Raw genomic sequence first — 22,992 nt, forward strand, 5'->3', positions numbered from 1 at the left:
AAGCCGATTGGTTGCTGCGGTAAATCACGTTGATCTAGCAGAAGTCTCCTAAGTCAGCAGTGGCTAGGGCGCGTGTATGGTTAAGCACGGTCGATGCATGTCACTGCCAAAAAAGATGAGGAGGATTAATAGAGTGAGCTACGTGAGTACTGACGTGGCGGCTGCGTGGCTTATGTAACAGTGGTATGCCCTTCGTTGCCAGTCGCAGTTGCGGCCTGGAAAAAAGGGGCCGCCGTTAAGGGAAACCGATTTGTCCGTGAAGGGACGGTTATCGCGACCTTTAGCGACAGCGGAAAGTTTTACGGACACGCGGCAATTTACGTCAGAGAGGCGGCAAACGGCATCGTCGTATGGGACCAATATGACACTCCAATCAAAGGCATCGGCGAGCGCACACTACGTTGGAATTCCCCCACTTCTGTCAACAACGGCAACTTTTTTTATGTGGTGGAGTAAGGCCGGCGCAGCGCTAATTGCCATCTTGCCGGTTCTCGCCTATGCCGATGCGACAATCCCGTTGGAAATAACCTGTCCCGCAGTACCTGGAGCGCGTCAGACAAACGTGCAGGTGTTTGATGGGCCGCCCGCGGACGGCGCTTCGCTGATAGCCGATAGTGGTGACATGCACCATGGAACCTGGGCACTGGGTTACGTGTATGACAGCCGCCGCGTGGTTTCTGTCCAGTGCGGTTACGCAGATGGACAGACGCGTGAGATTGTCCTCAAAAGTCGAGCCGATACCTGTAGCTACCTGATCGACAAGTCCGGTTCCGCTCATCTGAGTTGCAAGTAGCGATGAATTGGATGTGCAGTCGTATAGATTACTTTCCGCTTCTGTGCTGCGAACTTCGCGCGGAATCCGTGCGCTGCTTCATAGTAGTGCCCTACCCGAACCTTGAGCGACTTCACCCATGTCCAACCTCCCGCAGAAACTCGACGACTGGCTCTTCAGGGAATCGGTGATGCGAGACGACATCACGGCCTTCCCGCTGAGCGCGCTGGCCGCCACGCTCGATCGCGACGAGGACGCGGACAGCCGCACGATACCCCCGCTGTGGCACTGGCTGTACTTCCTGCCAGTTGCCACGCTGTCCGAGTCCGGGCCGGACGGCCATCCAAAGCGTGGCGAGTTTCTGCCGCCAGTGCCGCTGCCGCGTCGCATGTGGGCGGGCGGTCGCCTTACGTTTCACGCGCCGCTCGAAGTCGGTGAGCGCGCCACGCGCACGTCGACCATCGTCAATATCGAAGACAAGACCGGACGTTCAGGGCGTCTCGTATTCGTCACCGTTCAGCATGCGATCGAGGTGGATGGAGAGTTGAGGCTCGAAGAGGAGCACGACATTGTCTATCGCGATGCGCCGCTGGAGGGCGCGCGAGCGTCGCAACCGGCGCTCGCGCCGGAAGGTGAAACATGGCGGCGCACGATCGACGCCGACCCCGTGCTGCTATTTCGCTACTCGGCGCTGACCTTCAACAGCCACCGCATTCATTACGACCATCCGTATGTGACCGAGGTCGAAGGCTATCCGGGTCTGGTCGTGCACGGTCCGCTGATCGCGACGCTGCTGGCCGATCTGCTGCGCCGCGAGCAACCCGGCGCGACGCTGCAAAGCTTCGCGTTCAAGGCGCTGCGTCCGACTTTCGCCGGCCGGCCTTTTACCGTCTGCGGCCGACCTTCGGCGGACGGCAAGAGCGTCGACCTGTGGGCCAAAGACCACGAAGGCTATCTGACCATGCGCGCGACAGCGGCGCTTGCGTGAACGTCGGGGCGCGCGCAAGAGCGTTGCGACGAAATGGAGCAGATGCTTCACAAGCGCGCAAACGATTGGCGTTCGTGCCCAGCTTCTGTGCGGACTTCGAGATCTCGACGCGTTCGTTCGTTGCCGCTAGCGGAAATACGTTCAGCAGGCAGCCGGCGCCGCGTGGCCGCCTTCGCACTCAGCCAGCAAGCTGAGCAGTTTGTCCAGCGCAAACGGCTTGCGCAGAAACCCTTTCACCGAGCCCTTCACCGGAAGGATGGGGGAGTCGCCGCTGCCACTCGTCAGAATCACCGGCACTGAAGCCAGTTCGCTGCTCGAGCGCATCGATTCGATCAATTCGGCGCCGTCCATATTGGGCATGCGCCAATCGCACACCACGGCGCTGACGCGCGTGCGTTGCAGCCGTTCGAATGCTTCGGCGCCGTCCGCAGCCGTGGCGACCGTGTAACCGCGGCCCACCAGCACGGCGCGCAGTGCGGACAATGTCTCGGGTTGGTCGTCGACCAGTAAAACGCGACTCATAGTGCTTATGCCTGAAGATGTTGGATTGCCAGCGGGAGGGGCGCTGGACGCGCCCGTTGCGACTGGAGACGGCGCGCGCGGGTAGCGGCGCTGCGCCGTCGAAGCGGCTTCATCAAGCACGATATATGCCAATGGTTAAAAGCCTGTACACGCGCTGGTTCGTGTTCGCAAAGAGGCCGCCGGTCCACAACGACGCGGATCGGCAACGCCGGCCGCACCGTTATTTCCAATAAGAAACGAAAACGCTCGCACGAAAAGCCGTCGTCACGTTTTTACAATCCAGCCGCCGACCCGCACGCCTTGATGCAGCCGCGACGTACACTCAAGCGCAGCAAGCCCAGGCGCCCTTGACCGCCCCACGCTCCGGGCAAATCCCCTTGTCGTCATAAAAACCCGCGTGTATAGTTTCCGAACTTACTCTTGTTTCGCATCGGAAATTAAAGGGATTCTCATGGACGCTTCGACCATCCTCGCCGACCTCGGCATCGCGCACGCGGCGCAAGCCGGCGACATCGCGGTTCACTCGCCGATCACCGGCGAACTCATCGGCCGCGTGGCCAGCAACACCGTGGCGGAAGTCGACACGGCCCTCGCTCAAGCGAAAGACGCGTACGCCGCATGGCGCAACGTCCCCGCGCCGCGCCGCGGCGAACTGGTGCGCCTGCTCGGCAACCGTCTGCGTGAAAAGAAGCAGGCGCTCGGCAGCATCATCACGCTCGAAACCGGCAAGATCCTTCAGGAAGGCATGGGCGAAGTGCAGGAAATGATCGACATCTGCGATTTCGCGGTCGGTCTGTCGCGCCAGTTGTACGGTCTGACGATCGCCTCCGAGCGCCCCGGCCACCGGATGGCCGAAACGTGGCATCCAATGGGCACCTGTGTCGTGATCTCGGCGTTCAATTTCCCGGCGGCGGTGTGGTCGTGGAATGCGGCGCTTGCGCTGGTGTGCGGCAATGCGGTGATCTGGAAGCCGTCGGAGAAAACCCCGTTGACCGCGCTCGCCGTCAATCAGATCCTCAACGAAGCGCTGCAGGAATTCGGCGACGCACCGGCCGGCCTCACTGCGCTGATCAACGGCGGCCGTGACGTCGGTGCGAAGCTGGTGGCCGATTCGCGCGCATCGATCGTCAGCGCGACGGGCAGCACGGAAATGGGCCGCACGGTCGGCGTGGAAGTGGCTAAACGCTTCGGCCGCTCGCTGCTCGAACTCGGCGGCAACAACGCGGGCATCGTCACGCAAACGGCGGATCACGAACTCGCGATGCGCGGCATCCTGTTCTCGGCAGTCGGCACGGCGGGGCAACGCTGCACGTCGCTGCGGCGTCTGTTCGTGCACGAGAGCGTGTACGACAAAACCATCGAACGTCTGAAGCAACTGTACGGCAAGGTGCCGATCGGCAACCCGCTCGAAAAGGGCACGCTGATGGGGCCGCTGATCGACAAACAGTCGTATGGCCGTATGCAGGAAGCGCTGCAACAGGCTACGGCCGAAGGCGGCAAGGTGTTCGGCGGCGAGCGCGTCGAAGTGAAGGGTTATGACGGCGGCTACTACGTGCGTCCGGCAATCGTCGAGATGCCGTCGCAAACGTCCGTGGTGTTGAAGGAAACCTTCGCGCCGATTCTTTACGTGCTGCGCTATGCGGATTTCGCCGACGCAGTCGAAGCGAACAATGCCGCGGTGCACGGTTTGTCGTCGTGTGTATTCACAACGGATCTGCGCGAAGCCGAGCGCTTCCTGTCCGACTCGGGCAGCGATTGCGGGATCGCGAACGTGAACATCGGACCGAGCGGCGCTGAAATCGGCGGTGCGTTCGGCGGCGAAAAAGAAACCGGCGGCGGCCGCGAGTCGGGTTCGGATGCGTGGAAGGCTTACATGCGCCGCGCGACCAACACGGTCAATTACTCGTCGGCATTGCCGCTCGCGCAAGGCATCGATTTCAATATCGGCTGAGCTCGAGCAGCGTCGGTTGCCGCTGATGCAGGCGGTACCAGGCAGCGGCCGCGTTCATGCGGCCGCCGTGCATCATCCTGCTTCACACGCTGTGCATCACTTCTTCCAGCAATCTATTTGCGCCGCCCGCCGTTCCAGAGCGGCCACGTTATTCGTGGAGTAAGACGTGAGTTCCAAAGTCGTGATCGTCGGCGGTGGAGTGATCGGCAGCTCGATTGCGTATTTTCTGCGCGCGTCTGACCCGACGGTCGACGTCACCGTGATCGAGCGCGATCCGACTTACGCGCGTTCGTCGTCGGCGTTATCGGCGGGATCGATTCGCCAGCAATTCTCCACACCGCTTTGCATTCAGATGTCGCTGTACGGCATCGAGTTTCTGCGCTCGATCGGCGAACGGCTCGAGATCGCCGGCACGCAACCGTCGATCGATCTGCACGAGGGCGGCTATCTGTTTCTCGCGACGCCTGCCGGCGCTGTCACGCTGCGTGAAAACCACGCGTTGCAGACGAGCCTCGGCGCCGACATCAGTTTGCTCGACAAACACGCATTGCAAGCGCGCTTTCCGTGGCTGAACACCGAAGACCTTACTGCCGGCGGATACGGCGAAAGCGGCGAAGGCTGGTTCGACGGCTATGGGCTCGTCCAGGCGCTGCGCAAGAAAGCACAGGCGCTCGGCGCACGCTACGTGGCCGACGACGTCGCCATGCTTCTGCGCGACGGCAAGCGCGTCACGCAAGTGCAAACAGCGAACGGCGAGACGTACGCGTGCGACGTCGTGGTCAACGCCGCGGGAGCCTGGTCGCGCAGCGTCGCGCAAATGGCCGGCATCGACCTGCCGGTATTCGCGCGGCGGCGCAGTGTTTTCAATGTGTCGTCGCCCGCGAAGCTCGAATGTTGTCCGTTGCTGATCGATCCGACCGGTGTGTACTTCCGGCCCGAAGGCCAATCGTTTATTTGCGGCACGTCGCCGTCTGCCGACAACGATCCGGACGATCTGCCGCTCGACGAAGTCGACCACGCACTGTTCGACGACGTGATCTGGCCGACGCTCGCGCATCGTGTGCCGCAGTTCGAAGCGCTGCGCGTGCAGAACTGCTGGTCCGGGTACTACGAGTACAACGTGCTGGATCAGAACGCGATCATCGGCTATCACCCGGACGTCGATAACTGCATTTTCGCCAATGGGTTCAGCGGCCACGGTTTGCAACAGGGTCCGGCGACTGGACGAGGGATTAGCGAACTGATCCTGCATGGCCGCTATACGACGCTCGACCTCAGTTCGTTGAGTTTCGAGCGCGTGCTCGACAACCGGCCGATCGTGGAGAAGAACGTGGTGTAGCCCGGCGGCAGATGATGCGGAAAACGCAATACGTAGTGCGTAGATATCGTTTGCCGCTCATTGCCGCGATGCCCACAATCGAAGCCGTTCTTTCGCCGGGGGTTATCGGTTGTCAGGCCGGTCAGCCAAGCGCTCAATAGCCGGGCCAACATCCAGTTCAGCAGCCAGGCCAACAGCCACGCCAATATCCAGCTCAACCGCACGGTCATCAGTTCCATCATCAGGCGCCTCATCATGTTCAAGTTCAGTCCCGCATTCGAAGCGCCGACCGGTTCGCCGATCCGCGAGCTCTTCAAGTATCTGTCGCAGCCCGGCATGATTTCGTTCGCCGGCGGCTATCCGGCGAGCGACCTGTTCGACCGCGAAGGCCTCGAGGCAGCCGCGGCGCGTGCGTCGCAGCAGACCGCGCTGTGTCTGCAATACGGTCCCACCGACGGTCTCGCGATCCTCAAAGACCAGCTCGCGCAATTGATGTCGCGTCGCGGCACGCCGTGCACACCGCAAGAATTGCTCGTGACGACCGGTTCGCAACAGGGCTTCGATCTGCTGTTGCGCGTGCTGGTCGCGCCGGGCGATACGGTGCTGGTCGAGCAGCCCGCGTATCCGGCCACGCTTCAGGCGCTCAAGCTGCAACAGGCCGACGTGGTGACCGTGCCGGTCGATCACGACGGGCTCGACGTCGCCGCGCTCGCTGCGTTGCTCGAAGCGGGCACGCTGAGTCAGACGCCGAAGCTGCTCTACACGGTGCCCACGTTCGCGAATCCGACCGGCGCGACCTTGTCGCTCGAACGGCGCCTCGCGTTATTGAAGCTGGCGGCGCAGCACCGCTTTCTGATCGTCGAAGACGACCCCTACGGCGACCTGCGTTTCAGCGGTACCGCGTTGCCGTCGCTGCTCGCGTTGAGCGCACAGGTGCCGGGCTCGCGCGATTGGGTCGTGCATTTTTCGAGTCTGTCGAAGATCGTCGCGCCCGGCTTGCGAGTCGGCTGGACGATCGCGCACGCGGAGATTTTGCGGCGTTGCGTAGTGGCCAAGCAGACCGTCGATCTATGCAGTTCGCCGTGGACCCAGGCAATCGCCGCCGACTACCTCGCGAGCGGCGCGCTCGAGCGTCATCTGCCGAAGATCGTCGACGCGTACGCGGTGAAGTGCCGCGCGCTGTGCGACGCGCTCGACACGCAACTGGCCGGCGCGATTGCATTTCACCGTCCGGCCGGCGGCATGTTCGTCTGGGCGCGGTTGAACGGCGGGGAAAATGCCGCCGATTATCTGCATGCCTGTATCGAACGTAATGTGATGTTCGTGCCTGGCGTCGCTTTCTATAAAGACAATACCGATACGGCGGCGCTGCGGCTGTCATTTGCGGCGCCGGGCGTGGACGATATCGAAACGGGCGTGCAGAGAATGAAACAGGCGCTTGAACGTGCTTGAACCTGGCTGCGATAGCGGCGAACGGCATAATCTACGCTAATCGATTCCGGCAATACCTGAAAACCCGGCTTGCTTGACAAAAGCAAACCGGGTTTTTTATGTGCCCGGTTAATCGTGACCATTTGACAAAAATGCACAGAATTGCTTAAAGGGACGGCAATCCAGGGCGGCAATCCGGGACGGCAATCCACGCCGAGCCGCGACGCACGGTGATTCCTGCACGTCCACGGCGCACATACTTATCACCGGCCGCTCACGCCGATGCGATATCGATTAACTAAAAGCCGTCGCTTCAAATAGCCGCGGCGCAGTTGAATCCACGTCACGAAACTCCCCAAACGAGGATAATTGTTAAATGCGTAACGCGACTGGTTTGCTGCAAAAAATATCGGTTATCATCGCTGCCTTCAGCGAGCGATTCCGGCGAATTAATGCCGCCGACATCCACGTTAATACCGTCGCATCGAACCAGAAAAAATCAGATGAAGATGTCGCGTAAAAAGATTGCAATCCTGGTAGTCGGGCTTCTGATCGTCGCCGGCGTGATCGTTCAGGCGGTATGGCGGCCATTCGCGCATCGCAAGGTTGCGGACACCGGCGAGGTCGTACTCGATATTCATCACCCGGACGCAGTGATCGACAGTGAAGCGCTCTCGCGCCTGCCGCGCGACATCCTGCGCGTGCCGCTGCTGCACGACGTGCTCACGCAAGACTTCGTCGACTATTACGAATCGAACAACACGCGGCTGTCCGCCGAGGGCGCGCTGCGGCGTCTCGCATTCGAACATCAACTCGATTGGCGCGACGAACTGATCCGCCGCGTGTTCGACGAACCTGCGCACGTGTTGCTGTGGCGCTCTCCGGACGGCCGGCTCGGTTACTGGCTGATGTCGATCCATCGCAACGGCCTCGCGAAGTTGCTGCAAGGTTTCGGCAACGTCGCCGCGAGCGATGCGCAGTTGAGCCAGGTCGCGAAGCTGTCCGGCGACGTGCCGGTCTATGCGCTGAAGCTGGCGGTCGGCCGCACGGTGCTGTTCGCGACAAAAGACGATCGCCTCGTCGTGTTGTCCGCGCCCGGCGTGCTGCTCGACGCGAAGGGCGGCTTGCTCGGCGAGCGTGCCGATGCGGTGTCGGAGATGCTGGCGTCGGGCCGCGACGACGCGGCGCGCGCCTATCAGCTCGACGCAGCGGGCGACGCGCCCAAGGGCCATCGCCTCGTGGTGTCGGCGAATTATCTGTCGTTCGGTTATCAGGCGTTTTTCTCCGGCATCGACGCATTGCGTTTCGACTTCGCGCCGAACGGCACGGGGGCGGCAAGCTGGCAGACCGCCGCGCTGATCCAGCCGGGCAAGCTGCCGCAGCTGTGGAACAGCGCGGACTTGTGGCGCGCGTTGCCGGCGAATCCGGCCGCGTGCACGAGCTTGCCGGCGGACTGGAAAGAAGCGTCGGGCTTGCTCGCGAAAGTCATCGAAGGCAGTGCGGACGGTGCCGCTGCAATCGGCGATCAGCTTGCGGGTCCCGCGGCCGTTTGCTGGTATGGGAAATCGACGCTGGTCGCGCCGGTGTTCGTCGCGCGGGTGAAGACGCAAGACGCCGCGAGCGCCGCGACGTTGAAGAGCGCGCTCGGCAAGATCTTTGCACAGGCGATCGGCGCATACGAGGCGAAGGCCGCGAAGAGCGCCGATGCCGATACGAACTATCGCCGCCTGCCGGTCACCACGCGCGAGCAGGGCGCGGACGTGACAGTGTGGCAGCGCCCGGTCAGCGCGCGTTCGGGCACTGCGCTCGCGAGCAAGGCGCCGTTCGCGTCGCAACTGTCGGCGGAGCGCTATTTCCCGGTGACGCTCGCGCTGGCGCACGGCTATCTGATCTTTTCGCCGGACGCGCGTCTCGTCGACGACACGCTCGCCGTGCTCGACAAGCGCTATCCGGCGCTTGCCGATACGCTCGCGCCGCAACGTCAGCCGCGCACGATTCTGGCGCTGACGCCTTCGTCGGCGGCGGCGTTGATCGAACGCGAAGCGGGCGCGGCATTGCCGGCGGATCAGGAGGCTGTGTTCCGCAATGCGTCGCGCACGCATCTCGTGCCGAAGTTGCATGCGCTCGCGCACTATCCGCCGGTGTCGTTGACGTTGCCGCAGAACCTGCCGGGTTCCACGGGTTGGGTGCCGGTCGACTGGTGGTTCGATCGCGCCAAAGCCGGCGCTGGTGCAGATCCGGGCGTCGTCGATGCGCCTGTCGATCAGCCCGGCACCGGAGGCGATTGAATGCGCCCGTTTCGCGTTCCCCGCGCGAGCCCGGCGAGCGGTGTGCCAGTGCCGGCCGCGGCTTGCGCAACCGGCTCGCGCGCGATCGGCACGAGCCCTCGGAGCATCGCGCGCCGCTGCTGGCTCGCGCGCGTGGCCTCGATATTCGCCATCGCCGGCGTCGCGCCCTACGCGCACGCATTAACCAGCACCACCGTATCACCCGATCCCGACGCGCTCTCCGCGCAGCAATCGGCGGCGTTCCGCGCGTGGTTCGTGCGCATCGTCGACCAGCAGATGCGCCGCGGCCCGACACCGCGCTGGACACAGCGCGATTGCGCGGGTCTCGTACGCTTCGCGGTCGGCGAAACGCTCAAGTCTCACGACACCAAATGGTTGCGCGCGAACGGCATGACGAGTCTCGCGGACGCGAGCAGCCTGCCGCCCGAACTGCAACTGTCCGCCTCGCAACGCACGTTGTCGAATCGCTGGACCCAGCTCGACGGTTCGACCGGCGCGTACGCGTCGGCGATCGCGCTGATCCAGCGCAACAGCCGTTTCGTCTCGAAGGACGTGAACCAGGCGCTGCCCGGCGACCTGCTGTTCTTCGATCAGGGCGACGACCAGCATCTGATGATCTGGCTGGATCGCTACATCGCTTATCACACAGGCACTGTCACGCCGACCGATACCGGTTTGCGCGCCGTGGCCGTCTCCGACCTGATGCAATGGAAAGACTCCCGCTGGCAGCCGCTCGACGGCAATCCGAATTTCGTCGGCGTGTTTCGTTTGGACTTTCTCACACCATGACCCGAATCGATTCCGTCACCGCGTCGCGCGCCTGGCTCGGCAAGTTGAAACGTCACGCGGGCCTTCCCGTGCTCGCGTTCGCTTTCGTCGCGGCATTGACGCTCGTCATGGCGCCAGCGGCCCATGCTGACGACGACGCGTCGGCCACTGCCGCCGACGCCAACATCGCCGCGAACCCGACGTTGCAAACCGCGCCGTCGAGCAATTTCGCGTCGCAGAAAGTCGACGGTCAGCCGTTCTTTCTGCTGTCGGACGCGAGCTTCGGCAGCGATCAGTTGGCACAGGTGCGTCTGGAAGCACCGGGCCGCGAGTTCAAGGACGCGCTGCAGGCGTACGGCGGCGCGGATGTCGTCGTGTATCGGGTGGCGAAGCCGCTGGACTTCCTGAAGGCGCAAAAGAACCTGCATCGTCTGAACGTCGCGCCGAATTACCAGGGCGAAGGACTCGCGAATACGCTCGCGTATCTGTGGGACCGCTGGCTCACCGAAGCGCGCCGCGCGTGGCAGCGGGTGCTGTCGTTCGCGACGCGCAGCAAGGCGACCGAAGCCGCGCCGCAATTCAAGCTCGGCGAGCAGACCGGCAAGCCGACGCAGTTCGCGCCGAACTCGCAGTTCGCGCCGCTCAAGGGCTACGACGTGGTCGCGCGCTTTCGCTATCCGATCTGGGACGCGAAGGCGATCGAGCCGCCGAAGGGCGTGAATCTCGCGGGCAGCAGCAGTAACTTCATCGAAGCGAGTTCGGGCAACGTGATGATTCCGGTCGGCAAGCTGCCGCCGGGGCTGTATATCGTCGAAGCCGTGATCGGCAACTATCGCGCGCATACGCTGCTGTTCGTGTCGGACACGGTGGCGGTCGTGAAGGCAGCCTCGAGCGGCATGCTGGTGTGGACCACGCGGCGCGACAACGGCAAGCCGGTCGCGAACACCGAGGTGAACTGGACCGACGGCGTCGGCGTGCTGCAAAGCGGTTCGACCGGCGGCGACGGCGCGCTGGTGCTGCAACACGTGAGCCCCGAGCGCAGCTACGTGCTCGGTACCGATCCGCAAGGCGGCGTGTTCGTGTCGGAGAATTTCTATTACGACAGCGAGATCTACAACACGAAGATCTACGCGGTGACCGACCGTCCGATGTACCGGCCCGGCGACCCGGTGCATGTGAAGTTCATCGGTCGCACGTTCCAGAACGCGACGCAATCCACCGCGCCTGCGGAAGCCGACATCAAGCTCGACGTACTCGACCCGAACGGCGCGCCGGTGGCGATCAGCACCGTGCATTTCGCGTCGGACACAGGCGCGGACGCGTCGTTCACGCTGCCCGCCGACGCGACCGCCGGCGGCTACACGCTGCGCTTCGACTACAACGGCGATGTCTACGGCAGCGCATTTCGCGTCGCCGACTATGTGAAGCCGCATTTCGACGTGAATCTGTCGATGGACAAAGCCGACTACGCGACCGGCGAGGCGCTGAAGGGCAAGATCCAGTTGCGCTATCCGGACGGCAAGCCGGTGCGCAACAGCAAGATTTCGGTCACGCTGCGCGCGCAGAAAGTGACGATCGTCGACGGCGAATTGCGCTATGCCGGACTATTTCCGGTCAAGCTCGACCAGCAGGAGTTGACCACCGACAGCGACGGTAACGCGAGTCTCACGCTGCCGGCCGCGAAGGAGCCGAGCCGTTATGCGTTGACGCTGTTCGCGCAGGACGGCGCCGCATACAAGGTGCGGGTGACGCGTGAAGTGCTGATCGCGCGCGGCGCGACGCCGTATCGGCTGTCCACGGCCAGATCGTTCTCGCAACCGAAGGAAGCGGTCAGCTTCGATCTGCAGGCGCTCGGCACGCTCGATCCGGCTTCGCGCGCGCCGGCGAAATGGGAATGGACGCGTCTCGAATCGCAGACGCACGGCGAGGGCGCGTTGAAGGGCGCGGCTGTGGGCGGCAAGCTGTCGTTCCCGGTGCAATTCGACGAACCGGGTTCGTACATGCTGTCTGTGAAGGACGCCGCCGGCAATCTGCTGGCCGCCGCCAGTCATTGGGTTGCGGGCGACGGCGTGAAGGCGATTCCGGGCAGCGTCGAAATCGTGTTCGATCGCGACCGGTACAGGATCGGCGACACCGCCGAAGCGTTGATCACGTTCCCGATGCCGGTGGACGACGCGTTGCTGACGCTCGAACGCGACAACGTCGAGCGCCGCGCACTGTTGAGCGCGGGCGGCGACTGGCTGCAACTGCAACGCGTGGCGCCTTCGCAGTGGAAAGCGCGCATCAAGGTGGGCGAAGCATTTGCGCCGAACATGACCTTCTCGGTGCTGTACGTGCATGCCGGCGAGTACGTGTTCCAGAACGCGGGCATCGTGGTCGCGCAACCGCAGATCGAACTGAACGTGAAGAGCGACAAGCCGGTGTACGGTCCCGGCGACACGGTCACGCTGAACTTCGACAGCACGCTGAACGGGAAGCCGGAAGCGGCGAATCTGACGGTGAGCGTGGTCGATGAAATGGTCTATGTGCTGCAGCCGGAAATCGCGCCGAACATCGTCGACTTTTTCTATCATCCGCGCCGCAACAATGTGCGGACGTCGTCGAGTTTGTCGTTCATCACATACGATCTCGCGCGTTCGCCGTTGAAGGGCGCGCCTGGCGGCCCGCAGCGCGCGAATTACAACGAGCGCGGCGTGAAGGTGCTGGAACGGCCGCGCCGCGACGATCAGGACACAGCCGCGTGGCAAGGCCTGCTTAAGACCGACGCGAACGGCCACGCAACGATGACCTTCAAGATGCCCGATTCGCTCGCGCGCTGGCGCATTACCGTGCGCGCGGCGGCGCCGGACGGCATGGTCGGCCAGCGCACCGCCTATGTGCGCTCGGACAAGGCGCTGTATCTGAAGTGGAGCGGGCCGTCGCATTTCCGCGTGAACGATCAGCCGGCCATCGACATGATCGCGTTCAATCAGACCGACGCGGATAAGGACGCCGAGTGGGTGGTCGACGGCGGCGGGCTCTCGTTGAATCAGAAGGTCACGTTAAAGCGCGGCGCGAATTATCTGCGTCTGCCGACCGGCGCGTTGAAGGCGGGTGTGGTCAATGCAAGCTTGCGGAGCGGCGGTAAAGACGTCGACCGCTTGCAGACCACGATCTACCTCGACGCGAGCGGCTGGCTCGATCTGCATCAGAACACGATCGCGCTCGACGGCGCGAACAAGCCGCTCAATCTGCCGCAAGACGCGCAGGACGTGAACGTGCGCTTCATCGGTAGCGCCGCGACCGAGTTCGCGCGCGTCGCCGACGATCTGATCAACTACCCGTACGGTTGCGCCGAGCAGACCTCGAGCCGGCTGATTCCGCTTGCGCTCGCGCATGACGTGATCGGCCGCGGCGACAACGCCAGTTCCGCGCAAGGACTCGAAGCGCTGCTGCGCAATCAGCGGCAACGTCTGGCGATGCTGGCGGGCGTCGGCGGCACGTTCGGCTGGTGGGGCGATACGACCGGCGGCAGCGCGTTGATCACCGCGTACGCGTATTACGCGGACTGGCTCGCGAGCCGCAGCCTCGGCATCTCGCTGCCCGCCGACAACTGGCAGCACACGATGGACGTGTATCGCGACAACGGCGCGAAGGAGCCGCTGTTGCATCGCGCGTTGGCGCTGTGGTTCATGCAGCAGATGGGTCTGCCCGTCGCGACGCCGGTGTCGGGTGTCGCCGCGGATCTGCTGAGCGATGCGGCGGCCACGGGCAACGCAGCGAGCAAAGCAGCGAGCAAAGCGGCCGTGAATGCAACCGTGAACGCAACCGCGCGCACCGCCACGTATGGTCCGTCGGACAGCCTCGTCTTCGCGCAAGCCGATTCGCCGCGCGGCAAGCAGATGGCGACGCTGCTGGTCGCGAGCATGGCGCGCAGCACGAACGCGCAGATTCCCGACGGTTTCGATGCTGCCGCGAGCGCGGCGCGCCTCGCGCTGGTGAACGACCCGGCGCCGCTGGTGCAAAGCCTGATCGCGATGACGGGCGATGGCGGCGCGAGCGCCGATGCGCCCGCGTTGCTCGCGAAGAGCAGCGCTGACTATCCGACGCTCGATCGCGCGTTGATGCTGCTGTGGCTGCGCAAATCGCTCGGCGCCGATCTGTCGCCGGCGTCGTTGCCGACGCTGCAAGGCGCGGGCTGGACGCGCGCCGCGACACCGACCGGCGCGGCGTTGTGGAAGTGGAGCGGCGCGCCATTGCCGGCCACGCTCGACGCCGGCACGCCGCGCACCGACGTGAACGCGCTGGTCTCGTTCCGCAGTCACACCAGTGAGGACAGCCGGTTGAACATCACCGTCGAACGCCGCTTCTACAGGCTCGAGCCGCTCGACGTGAAACCCGATCCGAAGAAGGCCGACGCCGACAGCCAGTTGGGACGCTCGGCGTTCACCGCGCGGCTCGTCAAGCAGGGCGACGCGATCGACAGCAACGCGCTGTATATCGACGAAGTCACGCTCACGCCGCGCTCCGGCAACGCGTATCACTATGGTCTGCTCGACGTGCCGCTGCCGCCGGGCGGCGACGTCGAGGCGACGAGCTGGGGCGTGTCGATCGACGGTCTGCCGGGCGGCAAGGACGGCGCGAGCGGTCCGCAGCCGTTCCAGCGGGTCGCTTCGTACGAGATGGGCGAGCTCGCTTATCACCAGCCGGTGCCGTTGCTCGATCGTCCGGTGACGTTGCGGCAGCTCGTGCGCTTCGCGTTGCCGGGCACGTTCTCGTTGCCGCCCGCGCGCTACTTCCGCATGTATCAGCCGGACGCGAAGGCGTTCGAAGGCGGCAAGAGCGATCGCATGACGACGCTGCGTATTCAGTAAGCAAGCGACGCCATGTTCCCCGTTCTCCGGCCTACGCGCGATTCTCTGGCAGCCACGCTGCGGATCGCGCTCGCCGTGGGGATGGCGGCGGTGAGCGGCGGCGCGTTCGCCAATACGGCGCTGCCGGGCGCAGCCGCAGGCGCGTCTGCGCCACGAGCCGCAGCGTCGCCACAGACACTGAGCTTCGCGTGGCTGCGCGACGCTCAGACGCAAGTCTGGCAGACCGATGCCGCGGGCGCCGCGCAAGCGCTCACGCCGTCGTCCGCACGGCCATTACCGGCGACCTTGAACACGCCGCTCGGCAGCGTCTGGAAGTTGTTCGTCTACGGTTATCTGGTCGATCGCAACATCGCGACGCCGGACTACACGTGCAGCGGCGGCGATCCCGACGAAGTGTATTGCTGCATGAGCGGCGCTCACGTCGACCGCGAACACGCGCTGGTGCAATCGTGCGGACTTTTTTTCGCCCCCGCGCGCCTGCAACTCGATCCCGCCGACTGGCGCAAATACTGGAGCGCGGCCCACGCGCCCGCGTGGCTGCGCGACCTGCACGCGATGACGCCGACGCGCCGCGTACCGGTCGCCGATCTGCTCGCGGCCTTGCAGGCGATGCCGGCGAAACCGCGCGAAGCGGCATCGAGCACGCTGGTGTCGGTGCTGACGAGCGGACGCGGCGAGGGCACGGTCGCGCTCTACGGCAGCGTGCTGCGCGCGAAGACCTGGACGATGCCCGACCCGGCGCGGCCGGGCGCGTCGATCGGCGGCGCGGCGGGCTGGCTCGCGGACGGCACGCCGATCTGGCTGGGCGGCCCCGGCGGCAGCGCACGCGTGCTGGCGGCCGCCGCGCCGCGCATCGCGCCGTTGCTCACGCAAGTAACGATCCCCGACGACGGCGCGTGCGTGCTGGTCGATTTCTTCAGCCGCTATCCGATTCGCCAGGTGCTCGCAGACGCCGGCTCGGCCAGCGTGCCGGACGGTCCGTTGCGCGGCAATGTCCGGATCGGTTTTACCAACGGCAACTGGGCGCGGGTGGAAAGCCGCGGCGAACTGCGGCTCGATCGCGACGCGGCCGGCGTGCCGCAGTTGGTCGGCCGCTTCGGCATGAACGACTACGTCGCACGGGTGGTCGAGCGCGAAGGCGACACGAGCCAGCCGGAAGCGGCGAAGGCGCTGGCGGTGGCCGCGCGCACTTACGCCGTGCAGCACGGCCGGCACGATCACGGCTGTCTGCGTATCGACGACAGCAGCAACACGCAGCGCGTGCTACCGCGCGCGCCGAGCGCCGATGCGCGCCGCGCGGCCGATCTGACCGATGCGCTGGTTCTGACCGGCGTGCCCGTCCAGTATCACCACGACAAGGCCGCGCCGGGGCAGATGAGCTGGCTCGCCGCAAAGGCCTCCGCGCAAAGCGGACTCGCGTTCGACGCGATTCTCGCGCGCACCTGGCCGCAGGCGACATTGACGTCGTTCGAGAGTCCGCTGTCCGGCGATTGCATCGCGGTGGCCGGCGCGCAGGCATGGCTGCAACGCAACGCGCCGTTGTGGGCGCGCCGGATGGATAGCGCCGCCGGTTACGAAACGCCTGATCTGCCCGCGGTGTGCGCGGTGCGCGAAGGGCGTCCGTACGCGGACGCGCAGCGCAATCGCGTGTACGTGTACCGTCTTCAAACCGAAGAAGACCGTATCGCGCTCGCCCATGAGTACATACATCTCGCGTTTCAGCATCATCCGCGTGGGCTCGATGAGGCGTTCGTCGAACGTACCGCGCGCACGCTGATTCGTACCGACAATCCGATTCAATGAACCGCGACGTGATCACCGCAACGTCGACGCGGGTGTTCAACGACAATGCGCCGAACGAACGGCGCGAAACGATGGTCGTGCCGCTGCGCAAGATCGGCGACCTGATGCTCGTGAAAAGCGAGCGACTCTGAAAGCAGGATGGGAGCAGTGACGATGAAGGTCAACACGACGCGATGGACGAAGGCCGGCTGGGTGGCGCTCGTCGTCGCCTGTCTGCAGGCTGCGCCGGCGGCGCAGGCGAGCGATATCGAATTTGCCGCGCCGCTGAACGGCTGGCGCAACACGGGCGGCGACAGCGAGCGCTATACGCAGGACGTCCACTATCCGGCGGTGACGGTGTCGACGCCGGAAGGGCAGTCGAAATTCGCGCTGATCGAAGGGCAGATCCGCAACGCGCCGAAGAAGAAGGGCACGACGGTCGGCACGCTGGTGGTCGACGGCACGCCGTTGCCGCAGCGCGTGGAAGAGGACGGCAAGTTCTCGCGGCCGTATGCGTTTCCGTCCGGCAGCAACGGCGTGGAATTGCGCGCACCGGACGGCTCGAAGAAGCGCGTGCAGTTTTACGACGCGTACAGCGGCAAGACGCAGCCGCGCTTGCGCGTGATTCTGGCGTGGGATACCGACGGCACCGACCTCGATCTGCACGTGATCTCGCCCGACGGCGCGCATGCGTGGTACGGCGACCGTGTCACGCCGAACGGCGGCGCGCTCGACGTGGACGTGACGACCGGCTACGGGCCGGAAATCTATTCGTCGGCCGCGCCGTTGAAGGGCACCTATCTGGTCTACGTGAACTACTACGGCAGCGGCAATACCGGCAGCGACATGACGGTCGCGCAAGTCACGATCATCACCGACGAAAACACCCCGAACGAGAAAAGCGAGACGATCCGGGTGCCGATGCGCAAGGCGGGCGAACTGACGCTCGTGAAGACTTTCGTCATACCTTAAATGCGTCGGAGTGCGATCGCGTATGCACTTCAGCTATGCGGGATCCGGCCGTAAACGTACTAAGAGGAGTTACGAAGCCGCGTTCAGCGCGGCTTCGACAAAGTCACGGCATTCCATTTGATGAGCTCAATCGATCTGCGCACCGTCATTCTGATGTCGTCCGTCATGCCCGGACTGATGTCGATCGTGTTGTTCTCGCTGAGCCGCAGCTTTCCTTCCAGCATCAAGGGGATACGCTACTGGGCCGCGGCGGCGGCGTTCATCGCCGTGACGGCCGTGCTCCTCGCGCTGCGCGGCGCCGTGGCGGACGGCGTGTCGGTTGTCGTCGCCAATACGAGCCTGCTGATCGGCATCGGTCTATCGCTGATCGGCACCGAGCTGTTCTTCGAGCGGGAGCCGTCGTGGAGCCTCGTGATCGTCGCGATCCTGTTCGGCGGCGCGTCGGTTTCGTGGATGCTGTGGGTGCATCCCAACTACTTCGGCCGCGTGAGTTGCATGACCGCGTTACTCACCGTGTTCTATGCGGCGCACACGAGGTTGCTGCTGTTCTGGGGTTCACGCAATTACAACACGCTGTTTCTCGGCGCGATGTTCCTGATCCTGTCGGTATCGACCGCTATCCGTTTCATCTCGAGCATGTCGCCGGGCGACGCCGCGCCTGACCTGTTCGCACACGATCCGTTCCAACTGACCTATCTCGCGGTCAACAACTTCATGTCGTTGCTGGTGACGGTCGGCTTCGTGATGGTCGCGACCAACCGGTTGCATGCGCAACTCGAACGCCAGTCGGCGACCGATCCGCTCACGGGCCTGCTGAATCGCCGTGCTTTCGGCATCCTGCACGCGAAGACCCAGGAACGTGCGCGACGCCTCGGCCAACCTTTGACGATGCTGATCGTGGATCTGGATCACTTCAAGACCATCAACGACCGCTTCGGCCATGACACCGGCGATCGCGTGCTGGTCGATTTCGCGGAGCGGGTAACCGCGGTGCTGGGACCCAACGACCATCTGGCCCGCTTCGGCGGCGAAGAGTTCGCGATCCTGCTGGCCGACGCGAACGCGCAGGAGGCGTTCGGCCGCGCCAGCGCGATCCGGCAACTGGTGCAACTGCGGGTGGATCGCGATCTGCCGATTTACACGTGCAGCATCGGCGTCGCCTGTCTCGACGCCACCGACGCCAGCCTTGCGCGTCTTTCCAGCGTCGCCGACCGTGCGTTGTATCGCGCCAAATCCAACGGACGCAATCGCGTCGAACTGACCGACGAAGCGCTCGCGGCCGGTTGACGACGCTGAATGCTCGAATGGCTTACGGCTCGGGATTCAATCTCTGTTCTTCGACTACTTCACGCGTCGCAGTCCAGTAAGGCGTGCGGTCGTAGTACGCGTGAACCGCTTGACCCCACTGCCTATCCGCCATCGACGGCCAGTTGTCCTTGTCGAAGCCCGGCGCATTTCTGATGCGCTCGGCGGGCGCGTCGAGCACGAAGCATTTGTCGTCGGTATCGAGCGTGAGCGCGCTCCACGGCAACGCGTGCAGCGTGTCGCCGATGCCGAGAAAGCCGCCGCTCGACAGCACCGCGTACGCGACTCGTCCGCTGCGCACGTCGAGCATGATGTCCGAGATCTTGCCGATCGCTTCGCCATCCGACGACATCACCTTGTTGCCGTCGAGCGAAGACGCGGCCATCACATCCGGGCCGGGACCGTCGCCGATGCCGGTTCCGACGATTTTCGCGCTTTGCCCGCTGACAGGCGCGGGCTCTTTGGGATCGAGCGTGCTCATGATGTGCTCCTGGTTGAAAAGGCAAAAAGGAGCGCGCAACGCGTATGCCCGCCGGATGTGTCCACTTCCTCTTACTTTGTCTTACCAGCCCTCAAGGTTTGGCCAATTGGGGTCGATAGAGTTCTAACCGGCCGTGCGTCGAGCGGCGGTTTCGGGAACGCAGATTCTTGCGTGTTGAATTGGAGCGCCGAAGTTGGGTGGCGCGTGACTTGAGCGAGAGAAAGAGAGGTTGCCATGCAGATCGACAGTGCCGTGCGCTCAGCGGTGCCGGAGCAAGCCAGCGCAGTGACGACAGGTTCGACGGCGCAGACCGACGCCGCGACCGTGGAGAAAGACGCGGCGAATCTGACGGATTCGGGTTCTTCTTCGACGTCTACGCAGGACGACGCGGTCCAGATTTCCACCGAGGGCGCGGCGGCGGCGCGAGATGCGAACAGCAGCGATTCGACGGACGACAGCGCGTCGGCCACCAACGTATCGGCAATGAAGTCCTTCACGTATGGCACGCTCGGGCTCGAGCGGCCCGATCTGCCACAGGAAAATCACAACGCTTTCTACACGGCGGGGCGTTGGCTGGCGGCGGGAATTACGATCGGTGGGGTGATCTCGCTGCTCGCCTGACGTGGCGGCTGACGAGCGGATGCGTGTCGCGGCGGCTTAATGCGGACGTAACCCGGTGTATGCAACCCGGCGAACGCAACCCGGTGTATGCAACCCGCTTTGGGAAAACAGGAGGAAGGTTAGGTTGAGCGATGCGGCTCGCGATCGAGCCAATCGGGCCGCTCGCTCGCGATTACTTCATGCGCCTGCCGCGCATCACGCACGGCAGGCGCACTGGTGCTGCTTAACGGTCGAGGAACGACTTCAGTCGATCGGCGCGGCTCGGGTGCATCAGCTTGCGCATGGCCTTGCTTTCGATCTGGCGAATCCGTTCGCGCGTGACGTCGAACTGCTTGCCGACTTCTTCAAGCGTGTGGTCCGACTTCGTGTTGATGCCGTAGCGCATGCGCAGCACCTTCGCTTCGCGCGGCGACAGCGAGTCGAGCGCGTCGTCGATGGCGGCGCGCAAGTCGGCCTGCATCGCGGCGTCGGCCGGCGACGAGGCCGCCGAGTCTTCGATCATGTCGCCGAGCGTGGCGTCGCCGTCGTCGCCCACCGGCGTTTCCATCGACACCGGCTGCTTCGCGATCTTCAGAATGCCGCGCACCTTCTCTTCCGACAATTCCATGCGTTCGGCCAGCACTGACGGATGCGCTTCCTGACCGGTCTGCTGCAGGATCTCGCGCGAAATGCGGTTGAGCTTGTTGATCGTTTCGATCATGTGCACCGGCACGCGGATCGTGCGCGCCTGGTCGGCGAGCGAACGCGTGACAGCCTGGCGAACCCACCACGTGGCGTACGTGGAAAACTTCCAGCCGCGACGGTATTCGAACTTGTCCACTGCCTTCATCAGGCCGATGTTGCCTTCCTGGATCAGGTCGAGGAACAGCATGCCGCGGTTCACGTACTTCTTCGCGATCGAGATCACGAGACGCAGATTCGCCTCGATCATCTCGCTCTTGGCCTTGCGCATCTTCGACTCGGCCGCGACCATCTGACGGTTGATTTCCTTCAGATGCTTGAGCGGCAGCGAAACCGTGGCTTCGATGTCGATCAGCTTCTGCTGCTCCGACTGGATCGCCGGCAGATGACGCTCGAGGGCCGCGCCGAACGACGACGTACCGCGCGCCGCGCGCTCGGTCCAGCCGAGATCGGCTTCGTGACCCTTGAACGATTCGATGAACTGCTCGCGCGGCATCCCGCTCTTCGTCACGACGATCTGCATGATGTTGCGTTCGATCGCACGAACCTGTGCGACCTGGCTTTGCACGTCGCCGCACAGGCGGTCGATCGTGCGAGCCGTGAAGCGGATCTTCGCGAGGTGCTGCTGGATCTCTTCGCGCGCGCGCTGATAGGCCTTCGACGTGACGTCGCCGCGGGTGTGCGACGCGTTCAGCTGGTCGGACAGAATGCCGACCTGCGCGAAGATTTCGAGGCAGTCGCTCGTGAGTTGCTTCAGACGCGCTTCGTCCGCTGCCGACGAGTCGGCCGGGCCGGAATCGTCGTCGTCTTCGTCTTCACTGTCGTCGTCTTCGGTGGCGTCGGCGTCGACGTCCGCTGCGGCGTCCGCGCTCGCGCTGGTGTCTTCCGCGGCGGCCGTGTCTTCGTTCAGACCGTCGACCAGTTCGTCGATACGCAGTTCGCCGTCGGCCACCTGCTGCGCGCTTGCCAGAATCGCCGAGATCGCGAGCGGGCAGGCGGCGATGGCCTGCACCATTTCGTGCAGACCGTCTTCGATGCGCTTGGCAATCGCGATTTCGCCCGCGCGCGTCAGCAGTTCGGTTGCGCCCATTTCACGCATATACATGCGGACCGGGTCGGTGGTGCGGCCGAATTCCGAATCGACCGTCGACAACGCGACTTCGGTTTCTTCGTCCGCCTGGTCGTCCGACACGACGGCCGGCGCGTTCGAGTTCAGCAGCAGGGTTTCCGCATCCGGAGCCTGTTCGTAGACCTGCACGCCCATGTCGTTGAACGCGCTGACGATGCTGTCGATTGCGGCCGTTTGCGCGAAGTTGTCGGGCAGGTGGTCGTTGATCTGCGCGTGGGTCAGGTAGCCTTGCTCCTTGCCCAGCTGGATCAGCGCACGCATCTGGCGTTGACGTTCTTCGGCTTGTTGCGGCGGCAGTTCGGCCGCTACGGGGATCGCTTTGCCCGCGCCCTTGCCCTTGGCAGTGCGACCGGGTGCCTTGGCGGTAAAGCCGGCGGTTTCGTGTTGCGAATCTTCGCGATCAAAAGGGTTCACGTATTCTCCTCTAGAGGCTTCGCTATGAGACGCAAGACGCGACCGTCAGGCGTTTCGAGCAATGGCTCAACATCACCTGAGTGACTCAACGCGGTTGTTTGGCTGTGCTCTGGGGAGCAAAAAAGATGAGCCCGCTTGAAGCGGGCCGATAGAAATGTGCGAAATTCGCGCGGCTCGCATTATATACGAGCTTGCGCCTTCGCGCGCATTGCAAGTGCACGAATTCTTGATGCACTTTTGTCGCAGGTCTTGCGTTGCCTGTCAGCCGTAGCTTCAGGTGGGGGCTGGAGGTAGAACTTCAACGGCTCGCACACGAGTTGACAGGGTCCTTAACTATAGACGATGTCAGCGCTGCTCACACGGTGGGATGAGTGATTGGACTTGCTCCATATAGTGAGGTGCATGTTTGGGCGCGGAAGTCCGCTTATCCAAAAGAAAATTCACCAAAGGGGCTTGACGACCTGCTGGTCGTTCTCCATAATCTCGTTTCTCTGCTGCTGATGCAGCGACGCAGAACGAAGCGGTGCCGGGTGGTGGATGTGTCCGGTGCGGGTTCGGTAGTGAATGCGTAATCGATCTTTAAAAATTAACAGCCGATAAGTGTGGGCGCTTGATGCGCGATGCGGCGGTGGGCCTTTCGGGGTCTGCTGCATAAAGCAGAAGTATCAAGTCTCACACAGTAATGAAAGGAAGGTTTGGTCATCGAGAGATGGTTA

The 22,992-nt window shown here is 63.8% G+C and carries 18 protein-coding genes; 15 read left to right on the forward strand and 3 right to left on the reverse strand.

The genetic code is table 11. From position 1 onward, the window contains the following. Window positions 1–165 precede the first annotated feature (165 nt). From PQQ51_RS20055 to PQQ51_RS20065, 3 genes are all read left to right on the forward strand, one after another. Window positions 166–456, forward strand: coding sequence for a BPSL0067 family protein (locus PQQ51_RS20055; protein WP_408498556.1), 291 nt, complete (start codon window positions 166–168; stop codon window positions 454–456). Then, entirely contained in the window at window positions 443–793 is a 351-nt protein-coding gene (locus PQQ51_RS20060) for an STY0301 family protein (RefSeq protein WP_408498557.1), read from the forward strand. Before PQQ51_RS20055 ends, PQQ51_RS20060 begins: the two co-directional genes overlap by 14 nt. A 118-nt stretch (window positions 794–911) precedes the next feature. After that, the gene (locus tag PQQ51_RS20065; protein WP_408498558.1) at window positions 912–1,760 is read left to right on the forward strand and encodes an HTD2 family dehydratase; all 849 of its coding nucleotides are present in this window, start codon (window positions 912–914) and stop codon (window positions 1,758–1,760) included. 141 nt (window positions 1,761–1,901) lie between these two features. Here the strand turns inward: PQQ51_RS20065 and PQQ51_RS20070 are convergent, their stop codons facing one another. Next, window positions 1,902–2,282: a response regulator gene (locus PQQ51_RS20070; protein ID WP_408498559.1), complete on the reverse strand. Its 381-nt coding sequence runs from the start codon at window positions 2,280–2,282 to the stop codon at window positions 1,902–1,904. Between the two features lie 451 nt (window positions 2,283–2,733). Between PQQ51_RS20070 and amaB the strand changes: the two genes are divergently transcribed. From amaB to PQQ51_RS20125, 11 genes are all read left to right on the forward strand, one after another. Beyond that, the gene (gene amaB / locus PQQ51_RS20075) at window positions 2,734–4,233 is read left to right on the forward strand and encodes an L-piperidine-6-carboxylate dehydrogenase (protein WP_408498560.1); all 1,500 of its coding nucleotides are present in this window, start codon (window positions 2,734–2,736) and stop codon (window positions 4,231–4,233) included. A gap of 166 nt (window positions 4,234–4,399) precedes the next feature. Then, entirely contained in the window at window positions 4,400–5,572 is a 1,173-nt protein-coding gene (locus PQQ51_RS20080) for an NAD(P)/FAD-dependent oxidoreductase (RefSeq protein WP_408498561.1), read from the forward strand. Window positions 5,573–5,806: 234 nt separating this feature from the next. Further along, the gene (locus tag PQQ51_RS20085) at window positions 5,807–7,003 is read left to right on the forward strand and encodes an aminotransferase-like domain-containing protein (protein WP_408498562.1); all 1,197 of its coding nucleotides are present in this window, start codon (window positions 5,807–5,809) and stop codon (window positions 7,001–7,003) included. A gap of 355 nt (window positions 7,004–7,358) precedes the next feature. Next, window positions 7,359–7,502, forward strand: a complete 144-nt coding sequence (locus PQQ51_RS20090) for a hypothetical protein (RefSeq protein WP_408498563.1) — start codon at window positions 7,359–7,361, stop codon at window positions 7,500–7,502. Then, window positions 7,486–9,270 carry a DUF2138 domain-containing protein gene (locus tag PQQ51_RS20095; RefSeq protein WP_408498564.1) on the forward strand — a complete coding sequence of 595 codons (1,785 nt, stop codon included), beginning with the start codon at window positions 7,486–7,488 and terminating at the stop codon, window positions 9,268–9,270. The genes PQQ51_RS20090 and PQQ51_RS20095 overlap by 17 nt, the downstream gene beginning before the upstream one ends. Further along, the gene (locus tag PQQ51_RS20100) at window positions 9,271–10,059 is read left to right on the forward strand and encodes a DUF1175 domain-containing protein (RefSeq protein WP_408498565.1); all 789 of its coding nucleotides are present in this window, start codon (window positions 9,271–9,273) and stop codon (window positions 10,057–10,059) included. Beyond that, window positions 10,056–14,891 (forward strand): alpha-2-macroglobulin family protein, encoded by a 4,836-nt coding sequence (locus PQQ51_RS20105; protein WP_408498566.1) that lies wholly within the window; start codon window positions 10,056–10,058, stop codon window positions 14,889–14,891. Before PQQ51_RS20100 ends, PQQ51_RS20105 begins: the two co-directional genes overlap by 4 nt. 12 nt (window positions 14,892–14,903) lie before the next feature. Beyond that, window positions 14,904–16,694 (forward strand): DUF2300 domain-containing protein, encoded by a 1,791-nt coding sequence (locus PQQ51_RS20110; protein WP_408498567.1) that lies wholly within the window; start codon window positions 14,904–14,906, stop codon window positions 16,692–16,694. Then, the gene (locus tag PQQ51_RS20115; protein WP_408498568.1) at window positions 16,691–16,825 is read left to right on the forward strand and encodes a hypothetical protein; all 135 of its coding nucleotides are present in this window, start codon (window positions 16,691–16,693) and stop codon (window positions 16,823–16,825) included. The genes PQQ51_RS20110 and PQQ51_RS20115 overlap by 4 nt, the downstream gene beginning before the upstream one ends. Before the next feature lie 22 nt (window positions 16,826–16,847). Continuing rightward, window positions 16,848–17,645 carry a YfaP family protein gene (locus tag PQQ51_RS20120; protein WP_408498569.1) on the forward strand — a complete coding sequence of 266 codons (798 nt, stop codon included), beginning with the start codon at window positions 16,848–16,850 and terminating at the stop codon, window positions 17,643–17,645. A 120-nt stretch (window positions 17,646–17,765) separates the two neighbouring features. After that, the gene (locus PQQ51_RS20125; RefSeq protein ID WP_408498570.1) at window positions 17,766–18,932 is read left to right on the forward strand and encodes a GGDEF domain-containing protein; all 1,167 of its coding nucleotides are present in this window, start codon (window positions 17,766–17,768) and stop codon (window positions 18,930–18,932) included. Window positions 18,933–18,954: 22 nt separating this feature from the next. On the opposite strand, the gene PQQ51_RS20130 is transcribed toward PQQ51_RS20125, so the two are convergent. After that, window positions 18,955–19,431, reverse strand: a complete 477-nt coding sequence (locus tag PQQ51_RS20130; RefSeq protein ID WP_408498571.1) for a PRC-barrel domain-containing protein — start codon at window positions 19,429–19,431, stop codon at window positions 18,955–18,957. A 234-nt stretch (window positions 19,432–19,665) separates the two neighbouring features. On the opposite strand from PQQ51_RS20130, the gene PQQ51_RS20135 reads away from it, so the two are divergent. Beyond that, window positions 19,666–20,052, forward strand: coding sequence for a hypothetical protein (locus PQQ51_RS20135; protein ID WP_408498572.1), 387 nt, complete (start codon window positions 19,666–19,668; stop codon window positions 20,050–20,052). A gap of 223 nt (window positions 20,053–20,275) precedes the next feature. Here PQQ51_RS20135 and rpoD read toward each other — a convergent pair whose 3' ends face one another. Next, on the reverse strand, window positions 20,276–22,276 hold the full coding sequence (gene rpoD / locus PQQ51_RS20140; protein ID WP_408498573.1) for an RNA polymerase sigma factor RpoD: 2,001 nt from the start codon (window positions 22,274–22,276) through the stop codon (window positions 20,276–20,278). Window positions 22,277–22,992 lie beyond the last annotated feature (716 nt).

The sequence above is a fragment of the Paraburkholderia xenovorans genome, from assembly GCF_046030735.1.
In the GTDB taxonomy this organism is placed as follows: domain Bacteria; phylum Pseudomonadota; class Gammaproteobacteria; order Burkholderiales; family Burkholderiaceae; genus Paraburkholderia; species Paraburkholderia xenovorans_A.